15 protein-coding genes are annotated in these 12,062 nt (G+C 64.8%); 1 reads left to right on the top strand and 14 read right to left on the bottom strand.

Features of this window, described 5'->3' with window-relative positions:
* Positions 1–21 precede the first annotated feature (21 nt).
* From ACP15R_RS08895 to ACP15R_RS08845, 11 genes are all read right to left on the bottom strand, one after another.
* A complete protein-coding gene (locus ACP15R_RS08895) occupies positions 22–501 on the bottom strand; it encodes a DUF3291 domain-containing protein (protein WP_424986048.1) in 480 nt (159 codons plus the stop codon).
* A gap of 20 nt (positions 502–521) precedes the next feature.
* Positions 522–938 (bottom strand): MAPEG family protein, encoded by a 417-nt coding sequence (locus tag ACP15R_RS08890; RefSeq protein WP_424986047.1) that lies wholly within the window; start codon positions 936–938, stop codon positions 522–524.
* Positions 939–940: 2 nt separating this feature from the next.
* Positions 941–2,239: an NADH-quinone oxidoreductase subunit NuoF gene (nuoF, locus tag ACP15R_RS08885; RefSeq protein WP_424986046.1), complete on the bottom strand. Its 1,299-nt coding sequence runs from the start codon at positions 2,237–2,239 to the stop codon at positions 941–943.
* 6 nt (positions 2,240–2,245) lie between these two features.
* Positions 2,246–2,473, bottom strand: coding sequence for a DUF5337 domain-containing protein (locus tag ACP15R_RS08880; protein ID WP_424986045.1), 228 nt, complete (start codon positions 2,471–2,473; stop codon positions 2,246–2,248).
* A gap of 26 nt (positions 2,474–2,499) precedes the next feature.
* Positions 2,500–2,934 (bottom strand): hypothetical protein, encoded by a 435-nt coding sequence (locus tag ACP15R_RS08875; protein WP_424986044.1) that lies wholly within the window; start codon positions 2,932–2,934, stop codon positions 2,500–2,502.
* A 28-nt stretch (positions 2,935–2,962) separates the two neighbouring features.
* Entirely contained in the window at positions 2,963–4,156 is a 1,194-nt protein-coding gene (locus ACP15R_RS08870) for an NADH-quinone oxidoreductase subunit E (RefSeq protein ID WP_424986043.1), read from the bottom strand.
* Positions 4,157–4,238: 82 nt separating this feature from the next.
* The gene (locus ACP15R_RS08865) at positions 4,239–5,468 is read right to left on the bottom strand and encodes an NADH-quinone oxidoreductase subunit D (protein ID WP_424986042.1); all 1,230 of its coding nucleotides are present in this window, start codon (positions 5,466–5,468) and stop codon (positions 4,239–4,241) included.
* Positions 5,469–5,642, bottom strand: coding sequence for a hypothetical protein (locus ACP15R_RS08860; RefSeq protein WP_424986041.1), 174 nt, complete (start codon positions 5,640–5,642; stop codon positions 5,469–5,471).
* Positions 5,642–6,247 (bottom strand): NADH-quinone oxidoreductase subunit C, encoded by a 606-nt coding sequence (locus ACP15R_RS08855; RefSeq protein ID WP_424986040.1) that lies wholly within the window; start codon positions 6,245–6,247, stop codon positions 5,642–5,644. The genes ACP15R_RS08860 and ACP15R_RS08855 overlap by 1 nt, the downstream gene beginning before the upstream one ends.
* A complete protein-coding gene (locus tag ACP15R_RS08850; protein WP_424986039.1) occupies positions 6,244–6,792 on the bottom strand; it encodes a NuoB/complex I 20 kDa subunit family protein in 549 nt (182 codons plus the stop codon). The genes ACP15R_RS08855 and ACP15R_RS08850 overlap by 4 nt, the downstream gene beginning before the upstream one ends.
* Positions 6,783–7,139: an NADH-quinone oxidoreductase subunit A gene (locus ACP15R_RS08845; RefSeq protein ID WP_424986374.1), complete on the bottom strand. Its 357-nt coding sequence runs from the start codon at positions 7,137–7,139 to the stop codon at positions 6,783–6,785. The genes ACP15R_RS08850 and ACP15R_RS08845 overlap by 10 nt, the downstream gene beginning before the upstream one ends.
* 232 nt (positions 7,140–7,371) lie before the next feature.
* Between ACP15R_RS08845 and ACP15R_RS08840 the strand changes: the two genes are divergently transcribed.
* A complete protein-coding gene (locus tag ACP15R_RS08840) occupies positions 7,372–8,430 on the top strand; it encodes an NAD(P)H-dependent flavin oxidoreductase (RefSeq protein WP_424986038.1) in 1,059 nt (352 codons plus the stop codon).
* A 6-nt stretch (positions 8,431–8,436) separates the two neighbouring features.
* On the opposite strand, the gene ACP15R_RS08835 is transcribed toward ACP15R_RS08840, so the two are convergent.
* Genes ACP15R_RS08835 through ACP15R_RS08825 form a run of 3 tightly spaced genes read right to left on the bottom strand, consistent with a single transcriptional unit; the run spans position 8,437 to position 12,046 of the window.
* Positions 8,437–9,219, bottom strand: a complete 783-nt coding sequence (locus tag ACP15R_RS08835) for a crotonase/enoyl-CoA hydratase family protein (RefSeq protein WP_424986037.1) — start codon at positions 9,217–9,219, stop codon at positions 8,437–8,439.
* Positions 9,219–10,076 (bottom strand): hydroxymethylglutaryl-CoA lyase, encoded by an 858-nt coding sequence (locus tag ACP15R_RS08830; protein ID WP_424986036.1) that lies wholly within the window; start codon positions 10,074–10,076, stop codon positions 9,219–9,221. Before ACP15R_RS08830 ends, ACP15R_RS08835 begins: the two co-directional genes overlap by 1 nt.
* A 32-nt stretch (positions 10,077–10,108) precedes the next feature.
* Positions 10,109–12,046: an acetyl/propionyl/methylcrotonyl-CoA carboxylase subunit alpha gene (locus tag ACP15R_RS08825; RefSeq protein WP_424986035.1), complete on the bottom strand. Its 1,938-nt coding sequence runs from the start codon at positions 12,044–12,046 to the stop codon at positions 10,109–10,111.
* Positions 12,047–12,062: the final 16 nt, after the last annotated feature.

The raw sequence follows: 12,062 nt of genomic DNA, 5'->3' as shown, positions 1-12,062 counted from the left end.
CATTGCCTTCATACCCAACCCTTACTCCGCCGCCACCGGGGCACAGCGCTTGTCGCGCCACATCGTTGCCTGTTCCAGCTGCGCCCAGCCAAACGCGGTGTCATCCGGGCCGTTCCGGCGCAGATGCTCCAGACGTGCCATCGCCTCGTCCAGCGTCGGCCGATGCCCGGCCGGCACCCACCACATGACGAAATGCTGCTCTCCGAGTATGTCGAACCAGTCGCGGCGTCTATCGTAGAATTGCTTGTGAACCGTGCCCCAGACGAATTTCTCGAGCGCCGCCGCGTCCTGCCAGACGGTCAGGTTGGCAACAAATTGCGGGTCATCGCCGATGCTGTTCTCGGTATTGCCGGTCCCCGGCTCGCCCGAGCCCTCCATCATCCAGACAAAGCCCGGCATCCGTTTGCCCAAGCCGTTGATCCGGTCGAGATTGTCCATGAACTCGGCCACGCGCGGATCATCCGTCGGCGCGACCAGCCGTCCGACATTGAGCTCGGCCAAATGATATTCCCGTGGGTCCGTCACAGCAGCGCCACCAATCCCAGAACGCCCATCGCGAACATGCATAGCCAGCCCCCGACATAGGCAAAGCTGCGCGGTCCGTTATGGGGGCTGCCCGTGCCCGAGACATGAAGCGCAATCATCACGAGCCGGGTGATCAGGACCAGGCCCGACAACAGGTTGATCCAGAACGGGCTGGCCCCGGCGAGGATCGCAACCCCGGCGGTCGCCACGAAAAAGCCGAGCGTGTCGGTGCCGTTCTGAAACACCCGGTGCAGCCGGTAAGCGGGATTACCGTAATCCGCCGCCGGCTCGGCCCCGGGCGCGAGGCCCTGCTTGCCCTTCTGAATCGCCGACAGGGGCGAAAACAGCATCACCACCAGCGCAAACAGCACCACCGACGCCAGGGCGGGTGCATATGGTTGGAACGCCTCCATCCCTATTCCGCGGCCACGGCGCTCACGCGCCCGGTTCTCTTGTGCTTGATCCGGTCCTCGATCTCGTCACGGAAATGCCGGATCAGACCCTGGATCGGCCAGGCGGCGGCGTCACCAAGGGCGCAGATCGTGTGGCCCTCGACCTGTTTGGTCACGTCCAGCAGCATGTCGATTTCCTCGACCTCCGCCTCGCCCGTCACCAGCCGGTCCATCACCCGCATCATCCAGCCGGTGCCCTCGCGGCAAGGCGTGCATTGGCCACAGCTTTCGTGCTTGTAGAACTTGCTCAGCCGCCAGATCGCCTTGATGATGTCGGTGGAATTGTCCATCACGATAACCGCCGCCGTGCCCAGCCCCGACCGCTGCTCGCGCAGCCAGTCGAAATCCATGATGCAATCTTCCTTCATGATCTTGCCCGGCAGGCACGGCACCGACGAGCCGCCCGGAATCACCGCCTTGAGATTGTCCCAGCCGCCGCGAATGCCGCCACAATGCCGGTCGATCAGCTCCTCGAAACTGATGCTCATGGCCTCTTCGACGACACAGGGGGCGTTCACATGCCCGCTGATGGCAAAGAGCTTGGTGCCCGCGTTATTGGGCCGGCCGAATGACGAGAACCATTCGGGCCCGCGCCGCAGCACAGTTGGCACCACCGCGATGGATTCAACGTTGTTCACCGTGGTCGGGCAGCCATACAGCCCCGCGCCCGCCGGGAATGGCGGCTTCATGCGCGGCATGCCCTTTTTGCCCTCAAGACTTTCGAGCAGGGCGGTTTCCTCGCCACAGATATAGGCCCCCGCCCCATGATGCAGGTAGAGATCGAAATCCCAGCCCGACCCGGCGGCATTCGGCCCCAGCAGCCCGGCGTCATAGGCCTCGTCGATGGCCGCCTGCAACGCCTCGCGCTCGCGGATATATTCGCCGCGGATATAGATATAGCAGGTGTTGGCATTCATCGCGAAGGACGCGATCAGACAGCCCTCGATCAGCGTATGCGGATCATGGCGCATGATCTCGCGATCCTTGCAGGTGCCCGGCTCGGATTCGTCGGCATTCACCACGAGATAGGCCGGCCGCCCGTCGCTTTCCTTGGGCATGAACGACCATTTGAGCCCCGTCGGAAAGCCCGCGCCGCCGCGCCCGCGCAGGCCGGAATCCTTCATCTGCTGGATGATCCAGTCGCGCCCCTTCTGGATCAACCCGGCGGTCCCGTCCCAATGCCCGCGCGCCCTGGCACCGGCCAGCGTACGGTCATGCATGCCGTACAGGTTGGTGAAAATCCGGTCCTCGTCTTTCAGCATGGCTGCCTACCTTTGACTGTCCTGACGCATGCGCCAAAGTTGATACGTGTTGATCCCCGCATAGACGAATCCGGCCAACGCGATGAAATCGAATAGCAGGGCATACCGCCCCGGCAGCCCGAGAGCCGGGCCGACAAAAATCGACAGCACAAGCCAGGCCACCGCCGTCCCGGCGATCACCAGGGCGATGTGGCGGCCCTTGCGGGCGATGGCGATGTTGCGGTCCTCGTCCATTCAGTTCGGCTCGTCTGCCTGTCGCCTCATGCCGAGGCGGAGTTGTTTTCAAAGCGCCACGTGCCCTTGCGCGCGGCGAGTTCCATTTGTCCGGGAAGCACTTTGGACGCCTTGACCAGAGTGCTGGCCGACAGGGCCGGCGGCTCCGCATGGTCCGCCGCCGGTTCCGGGTCGGGCGCGGCGGGTTCCGGTTCCGGCGCGATCGGGGCGGCAACAGGCGCGGCCGGTGCTGGGGCGCTGCGCGGCTCGGATTGTGCCGGGGGGGCGACCTCCCGTGTCACTTCGGTTTCCGAGGCCCAACCCCTTGGCAACAGCACGAGACCAAGACCAAAGATCACCAGCGCCCCGACCAGGGCAATGCCCAGACCGCTTCCCGCGACCAGCAGGACGAGTCCCACGACGGCCCCGGCGATGGCTGCGGGCTTCCAACTGCGAGTGGTCCTGTTCGGTGATGTGGTCATGGCTCTTGTCCCTTGTACTGTCCGTCCTTCAGGTGTCGTAAATCCCGTCCTGTTTGGCCCGTGCGGCGAATTCGGTCTCTTCTCCGGCGGCCAGTTTCCTTGCTTGCGCGACCCAGTCGTCACGGCTGACCCGGCCCTTGAACCCGATCAGGTTGTCATCGACCCAGGCAACCTCGGCGGCGCTCCAGGCGGCGATCTGGTCGAAATGGTAAACCCCGATCTCGTTCAATACACCTTCGAGCTTGGGCCCGATCCCCTTGATCAGCTTGAGATCATCGCCCCCGCCGCTCCGCGCCGCTTCGAGGAATGCGGGTTTTTCGCCCGCTGTCTCGCCGGCCGTTTCGGCCGTGTCGGCTTCGGGCTGATATGTCCACGTCCCCTTGCGCGCGGCAAGTTCCGCCTGCCCCGGCAATGCGGCAGAGGGTTTGACCAAATCGCTTTCGGCGTCGTCCCGCGGCGCGGCAGCGGGCGCGGGTTTGGTTTCCGCACCTGGCGCGCCGCTCTGCTGTGCCGCATCCTTGCGCCACGGTGTCAGCAACGGCACCTCGGTGCCGTCGATACGCTTGACCGTATCGCCGATATCCACCGCCAGTTGCGCGCTGGCGTTATACTTGGTGTGGCCGCTGTCAAAGTCCTTGAGGCTGGTCAGACCGCTGAGCGGTTCCGAGGCAAACCGGCCATTCTGCGGCCCCGGAACCGGCACCTTGCCCGCCGCCAGTTCATCGATGAGTTCGCCGAAACGGAGCGCGGTCAGGTCTTCGTAGTAATCCTTGCCGATCTGCACCATCGGCGCATTGGCGCAGGACCCGAGGCATTCGACCTCTTCCCAGCTGAACTTGCCATCCGCGGACAGGGTGTGCGGTTTGGCCGCGATCTTTTCCTGGCAGACGGTCATCAGGTCCTCGGCACCGCAGATCATGCAGGAGGTGGTGCCACAAATCTGAAAATGCGCAACGCTGCCAACCGGTTGCAGCTGGAACATGAAGTAAAAGCTGGCGACTTCAAGCGCCCGGATATAGGCCATGCCCAACATGTCGGCCACGGCTTCGATCGCCGGGCGGGTCAGCCAGCCCTCCTGTTCCTGTGCCCGCCACAAGAGCGGGATGATCGCGCTGGCCTGCCGGCCCGCGGGATACTTGCTGATCTGTGCCTCGGCCCAGGCCATGTTGGCATCGGTGAAAGCGAAGGATTCGGGTTGTTCAGGGTGCAGACGGCGGAGCATCAAATCGTCTTTCTGTTCACGCCGAGACGTCGGACGCCTCCGGCGGGAGTATTTTCACAAAGCTGAAAACAGGGGCGCAGCATCAGCGGTCGATCTCCCCGAACACCACGTCCATGGTGCCGATGATCGCGGCAACGTCGGCCAATTGGTGGCCGCCAGCGACATGGTCCATCGCCTGCAGGTGCAAAAAGCCGGGCGCGCGGATCTTGGCGCGGTAGGGTTTGTTGCTGCCATCCGCGACGAGGTAGACACCGAATTCGCCCTTGGGTGCCTCGACGGCGGCATAAACTTCGCCGGCAGGCACGTGGAAGCCCTCGGTGTAGAGTTTGAAATGATGGATCAGGCTTTCCATCGAGGTCTTCATGTCGCTGCGTGCCGGCGGCGTGATCTTGCCGCGCGCGAGCACGTCGCCCTTGCCCTCGGGCGCGCGCAGTTTGGCGATGGCCTGCTCGATGATGCGCAGGGACTGGCGCATTTCCTCCATGCGCACCAGGTAGCGATCGTAGCAATCGCCATTCTTGCCCACGGGGATCTGGAACTCGAACTCGTCATAGCATTCATAGGGCTGCGCGCGGCGCAGATCCCATGCCAGCCCCGAGCCGCGCACCATGACGCCGGAGAAGCCGTATTCGAGAATGTCCTGTTCGGAGACTACCCCGATATCGGCGTTGCGCTGTTTGAAGATTCGGTTTTCGGTCAGCAGCCCGTCGATATCCGCCAGCACGCGGGGGAAATCGGCGGCCCATGTTTCGATGTCGTCGATCAGGTCGTCGGGCAAGTCCTGATGCACGCCGCCGGGGCGGAAATAGGCCGCGTGCAGGCGCGCGCCACAGGCCCGTTCGTAGAACACCATCAGCTTTTCGCGCTCTTCAAAACCCCAGAGCGGCGGGGTCAGCGCGCCTACATCCATCGCCTGCGTGGTCACGTTCAGCAGGTGGTTCAGGATGCGGCCGATTTCGGAATAGAGCACCCGGATCAGGCTGGCGCGGCGTGGGACCTGAACCCCGGTCAGCTTTTCGATGGCCAGGCACCAGGCATGTTCCTGGTTCATCGGGGCGACGTAATCCAGTCGGTCGAAATAGGGCAGGTTCTGCAGGTAGGTGCGGCTTTCCATCAGCTTTTCGGTGCCACGGTGCAGCAGGCCGATATGCGGGTCGCAACGCTCGACGATCTCGCCATCCAGTTCGAGCACCAGTCGCAACACCCCGTGTGCGGCTGGGTGTTGCGGGCCGAAGTTGATGTTGAAATTGCGGATCTTCTGTTCGCCGGTCAGGGCATCGGTCGATCCGTCGTCAAATTTCGAGCCGTCCATCTAGAGTTTCTCCAGCTCTTGTAGCTTGATACCCATCCACCACAGCAGGGCGATGGTTCCGAAGGGTACGAGGCAGGCCACCGCCCAGTACTTGTTGATGCCAAAGAACGGCAACAGCTTGAGCATCGGGATCGCCGTCAGCGCCGACAGGATCAACCACCAGAATCCACCCATCACTTGGCCTCCGGCTTCTCATCCCCGGGCAGGATGTATTCGGCGCCCTCCCACGGGCTCATGAAATCGAATTGCCGGTATTCCTGGACCAGTGACACCGGTTCATAGACGACGCGTTTTTCGGCCTCGTCATAGCGCACCTCGGTATAGCCGGTGGTCGGGAAATCCTTGCGCAGGGGATAGCCGCGAAAGCCGTAATCCGTCAGGATGCGGCGCAAGTCGGGATGGCCGGTGAACAGGATGCCGAACATGTCGAAGACTTCGCGTTCAAACCAGTTGGCCGAAGGGTGAGTCTCGATGATCGACGGCACCATGTCATCCTCGCGCAGGCCCACCCGCAGGCGGATGCGGTGATTCTGGTACATCGACAGGAAATGATAGACCACGTCGAAACGCTTGGCGCGGTCGGGATAGTCCACCGCCGTGATATCCACCAGCGTCGAGAACCGGCAGGTCGCGTCCGATTTCAGGAAGTCGACAAACGGCACCAGCGAGCCGGGCGTCACATCCACGTTCAGCTCGCCATGGGACACGTCCCATGACAACACGCAGTCCGGGCGCTTGAGTTCGATATGGGTGCCTAGTTCTTTCAGTGCGTCGCTCATCGTACGATCGTCCCCGTGCGGCGAATCTTGCGTTGCAGCTGCATCAGTCCGTAAAGCAGCGCCTCGGCGGTCGGCGGGCAGCCCGGTACATAGATATCGACCGGGACGACGCGGTCACAGCCGCGCACCACCGAATAGCTGTAGTGGTAATAGCCGCCGCCATTGGCGCAGGAGCCCATCGAGATCACATAACGCGGCTCGGGCATCTGGTCATAGACCTTGCGCAGCGCCGGGGCCATCTTGTTGGTCAGCGTGCCGGCTACGATCATCACATCCGATTGCCGCGGGCTGGCGCGTGGCGCGATGCCGAACCGTTCGGCATCATAGCGCGGCATCGAGGTATGCATCATCTCGACCGCACAACAGGCCAGGCCAAAGGTCATCCAGTGCAGGCTGCCGGTGCGCGCCCAGTTGATGATGTCTTCGGTCGATGTCAGCAGAAAGCCCTTGTCCTGCAACTCGGCATTCAGCGCGCGGGTGGCGACGTCCTTGTCGATGCCGGCGGTGTTTGCGCCGGTCTGCCGTACGGTCTCACCTACTCCCATTCCATCGCCCCTTTCTTCCATTCATAGGCGAAGCCAAGTGTCAGCACGGCGAGAAAGGCCATCATCGACCAGAAGGCCGCGTCGCTCAGGTCCTTGAAGCCGACGGCCCAGGGAAACAGGAACGCGATTTCGAGGTCGAAGATGATGAACAGGATCGAAACCAGGTAAAAGCGGACATCGAATTTCATCCGCGCGTCGTCAAAGGCATTAAAGCCGCATTCATAGGCGCTGACCTTTTCCGGGTCCGGGTTGCGCACAGCCACGATCACCGCCGCCAGGATCAGAACGATTCCCAGCCCGACCGCAATGACCAGAAACACCAGGATCGGGAGGTATTCCCGCAACATCTCTTCCACGAGCGTCTCCATTTTTGCTGCGCGCGATCTCACGCGACGCTGACTAGGGATTTGTTTACTCTTGACAATCCTGAGGGTCAACCAAGGGAACGCCCTGTGGACCGGATGTTATCGACACAGGGGTGCGCCGATCGGGCGGTGGCGCGGCACTCCGGGGCCGCTTGACGTCAGCCGGGCGGCATGTGTTCATGACGGCAGAACGCCGGAAACCAAGGAGATTGCGATGCACAAGACCCTGACCCGCGCCAGCGAATTCGCCCGAGACCTTGGTATCGAACGCCCCATCCTGCTGGCACCGATGGCGGGGGCCTGCCCGGTATCGCTGTCGGCGGCGGTGGCGGCGGGCGGCGGGCTTGGGGCCTGCGGGGCGTTGCTGATGTCACCCGAGCAGATCACCGGCTGGGCGCGCGACCTGCGGGAGAGTTCGAATGGCGCTTTCCAGATGAACATCTGGATACCCGATCCCGCGCCGCTGCGGGATGCGGCGCACGAGGCCCGGCTGCGCGATCACCTGGCGGATTGGGGACCCGAGGTGCCGGTAGATGCCGCCGATACACCGCTGATTGATTTTGACACCCAATGCGCGGCGATGATTGCGGCCTCTCCGGCGGCGATGTCGTCGATCATGGGACTGTTCCCGCCCGATGTGGTGGCCGAGATGAAGGCACGCGGCATCAGGTGGTTTGCCACCGTGACCACGGTGGCCGAGGCCCGCGCCGCCGCCGCCGCCGGGGCCGATGTCATCGTGGCGCAGGGGATGGAGGCCGGCGGGCATCGTGGCGCCTTTGACGCGGACCAGGCGGCAAGCGCCCTGGTCGGGCTGTTCGCGCTGCTCCCGGCGGTGGTGGACGCGGTAGACCTGCCGGTGGTGGCAACCGGCGGCATCGCCGATGCGCGCGGCATCGCGGCGGCGCTGATGCTGGGGGCTTCGGCGGTGCAGATCGGCACCGGGTTCCTGCGCGCGCCCGAGTCAGGGACCAATCCGGCCTGGGCCGACGCCCTGGCAAAGACCGCGCCCGAGGACACCATCGCGACACGGGCGTTCTCCGGGCGCCTCGGGCGGTCGGTGCGCACGGCTTATACGGTGGCGGATGGCCCCACCCCGGCCCCCTACCCGGTGCAACGGGCCCTGACCGGAGCGATGCGCGCCCAAGCCGCCAGGGACGGCAATATCGACGCGATGCAGGCCTGGGCCGGACAGGCCGCCGCCCGCGCGCCCGATGAACCCGCCGCCCGGATCGTCACGCGGCTATGGGATGAAACCCTGGCCCTGATCGGCTGAGGCCGTTCAGGACATCCAGGCCGCCTTGCGCTTGTCGAAAAACGCCCCGATGCCTTCGGCGGCCTCGGCGGTTTCCCAACGATCCACCAGCGCCCGGATCGTCATGTCGATCGCCGCTTCGTCCACCTGCGGCGCAAGATCGCGCACCAGCTGCTTGGCCGACGCCACCGCCCCCGACGCACAGGACAGGTAGGGCACGACCTCGCGCTCGACCGCCTCGGCCAGATCCTCGGCGGCTACCCGGCGTGCCAACAACCCGAGATCGACCGCCTCGGACGCGTCAAACAGCCGCGCCGACATGAACACGCGCCGCGCGCGTGCCTCGCCCATCCGCGCCACCACATAGGGGCCGATGGTTGCCGGGATGAGCCCCAGCCGGGTTTCGGTCAGCCCCATCTTGACGTGATCCGCCCCGATGGCCACGTCGCAGACGCTGATCAACCCGACACCGCCGCCAAAGGCATTGCCCTGAATCGCACCGATCAGCGGCTTGGGCAGCGTGTTCAACGCGCCCAGCATCTCGGCGAGCTTGCGCGCCTCGCGAAAGCGGGTCTCGCCATCCGCCGCCATCTGGGCCCGCATCCAGCCCAGATCGCCCCCCGCGCAGAAGGATTTCCCCTGCGCCGTCAGAATGACGACCCGCACATCTGCATCCTCGGCCAGTTCCCCGGCGGCCCGGGTCAACTCGGCGATCATCTGCGCCGACATGGCATTGTGCTTGTCCACCCGCACCAGCGTCAGCGTGGCGACGCCGCGCGCGTCCCTGGTGATTTCGATTGTTTCGTACATCACGCCCCTCCGCGCATCGCCTGCGCCATTTCCGCCGCTTTGCGCAGCACATCAAGGTCCAGACCGGTGGAATAACCCAGACGCTCCAGATGTTCGGCCACCGCTTCGGTGGCGACATTGCCGCTGGCCCCCGGCGCATAGGGGCAACCGCCAAGCCCCCCGACCGCCGCATCGAAGACCCGCACGCCAAGCGACAGCGACGCGTCGATATTGGCCAGTGCCCGCCCGGCCGTGTCATGGTAGTGCCCCGCCAGGCGCGAAACCGGCACGTGCTCGCGCACCGCCATCAACATGCGCGCGATGCTGTCGGGCGTGGCCTGTCCGATGGTATCGCCCAGAGAGATCTCGTAACAGCCAAAGCCGAACAGCGCATCGGCCAGTTCGGCCACCTTGGCCGGGTCGGTCTTGCCGTCATAGGGGCAATCGGTCACGCAGGAGATATAGCCGCGCACCGGCATGTCCACATGCCGCGCCGCTTCGAGGATCGGTTTGAACCGCTCGATGGTTTCGGCAATCGTCGCGTTCACGTTGGCCTTGGAAAACCCCTCGCTGGCCGAGGCAAAGACCGCGATCTCGTCGGCCTGCGCCGCCCGCGCATCGTCATAGCCCCGCATATTCGGTGTCAGCGCCGCATAGCGCACCCCCGGAACACGGGTGATACCGGCCAGCACCTCGCCGCTGCCCGCCATCTGCGGCACCCATTTCGGCGAAACGAAGCTGGCCACTTCGATCCGCGAGAACCCGGCCCCGCCCAGGCAATCCACCAGCGCGATCTTTTCCTCGACCGGGATCTCGCGTTTTTCGTTTTGCAGGCCGTCACGCGGACCGACCTCGAAAATCTCTACTGACTCGCTCATCGTCTCTCCCAACGCTATGTGACCCGTGCCGTTCAGTCTTCTTCCGGTTCCAGCCGCACCAGCGCCGCGCCGGCCTCGACCTGAGACCCGGCCGCTGCCAGCACCTCGGCGACAACGCCATCGCGCGCGGCAAGCAGCGCGTGTTCCATCTTCATCGCCTCGAGCACCGCCAGCCGGTCCCCGGCGGCAACCGCCTGCCCGACCTCGGCATAGACCGCCTTGACCAGGCCCGGCATCGGCGCCTCGACCAGGTTGCCGTCGCCCGCGGCCCCCGCAGCCCGTTCCAGCGGGTCGATGATGTCAAAGGCCAGGCCATAGCCGTCAAACACCGTGACAACGCCGCCGGCAGAGGCGGTTTCCGGCATCGGATCGCCATCGATCATCCACCGTCCCCCGACCCGCAGCGCGCTCACCTGCGCCTCGCCCACGGTCCAGTTCTGCCGGTCCGGCCCGTCGGCCCGCATCTGCAATTCGACCGGTTCATCCTGCCATGCCAGCGTCACCGCCCGAACCAACGGCTCCCACAGGGTAAACCCCGTCGCCCAATCGCCCGCGGTCACCCCAAGCGCAACCATGCCCGCAGCCACCCAATGGCGCGGTTCCGGGTCGGCGGCGGCGATCAGCGCGTCGATATCGCGACCGATCAGCCCGGTATCCACATCGCCCGAAGCAAACCCCTTGTGCCGGGTCAACGCGCCGAGAAAGGCAAGGTTGGTCACCGTGCCGGCCACCTCGGTGCGCGCCAGGGCGCGATCCAGCCGCGCCAGCGCCACCGCACGGGTCGGCCCGTGTACCGTGACCTTGGAGATCATCGGATCATACCACGGCGAGATCACATCCCCCGAACGCACGCCGCTGTCAGCGCGGCAATCGTCGGGAAAGGACAGGTGCGTCAACGTCCCGGTGGCGGGCAGAAACCCCTTGGGCACGTCCTCGGCATAGAGCCGCGCCTCGAAGGCGTGACCATTGATCGTCAGGTCCTCCTGCGCGGCGGGCAGCGCCTCGCCCGAGGCGACGCGCAATTGCCATTCCACCAGGTCAACGCCGGTGATCGCTTCGGTCACCGGATGCTCGACCTGAAGGCGGGTGTTCATTTCCATGAACCAGAACCGGTCCGGGCGCAGCCCTTCGCTGGCGTCAACGATGAATTCAACCGTACCGGCCCCCGAGTAACCGATGGCCTCAGCGGCGCGCACACCGGCCTGCCCCATCGCATCGCGCATGTCCTGGGTCATGCCCGGTGCCGGGGCTTCCTCGATCACCTTCTGGTGACGCCGCTGCAACGAGCAGTCCCGCTCGAACAGATGCACCGCCCGCGTGCCGTCGCCAAAGACCTGCACCTCGATATGGCGCGGCTTGGCGACGAATTTCTCGACCAGCACCGCGTCATTGCCAAAGGCGGTTTTGGCCTCGCCGCGCGCGCTGTCCAGCGCGGCGGCGAAATCCGCCGCCTTTTCCACCAGCCGCATGCCCTTGCCGCCGCCGCCCGCGACCGCCTTGATCAGCACCGGATAGCCGATGTCATCCGCCGCCGCCGCCAGATGGGCGGGATCCTGGTTGTCGCCGTGATAACCCGGCACCACCGGCACGCCGGCCTCTTCCATCAGCGCCTTGGCCGCGTCCTTGAGGCCCATCTTGCGGATCGCGTCGCCGGATGGTCCGATGAAGGTCAGCCCGGCGGCCTCGACCTGATCGACGAAATCCGGGTTCTCGGACAGGAAACCATAGCCCGGATGGATCGCCTGCGCGCCCGTATCCCTGGCCGCCTGGATGATGCGGTCCCCCAGCAGGTAGCTCTCGGCTGGGGCGGACCCGCCAATATGCACCGCCATGTCGGCCATCTGCACGTGCTTGGCACCGGCATCCGCATCCGAATAGACCGCGACACAGCGCACGCCCATTTTCTGGGTGGTTTCCATGATGCGGCAGGCAATTTCGCCGCGATTGGCAATCAGTATCGTGTCAAACATCACTCTGATCCTTTGG

This window comes from Microbulbifer sp. S227A, from assembly GCF_049800935.1.
This window is presented reverse-complemented; position numbering and strand designations above follow the sequence as displayed.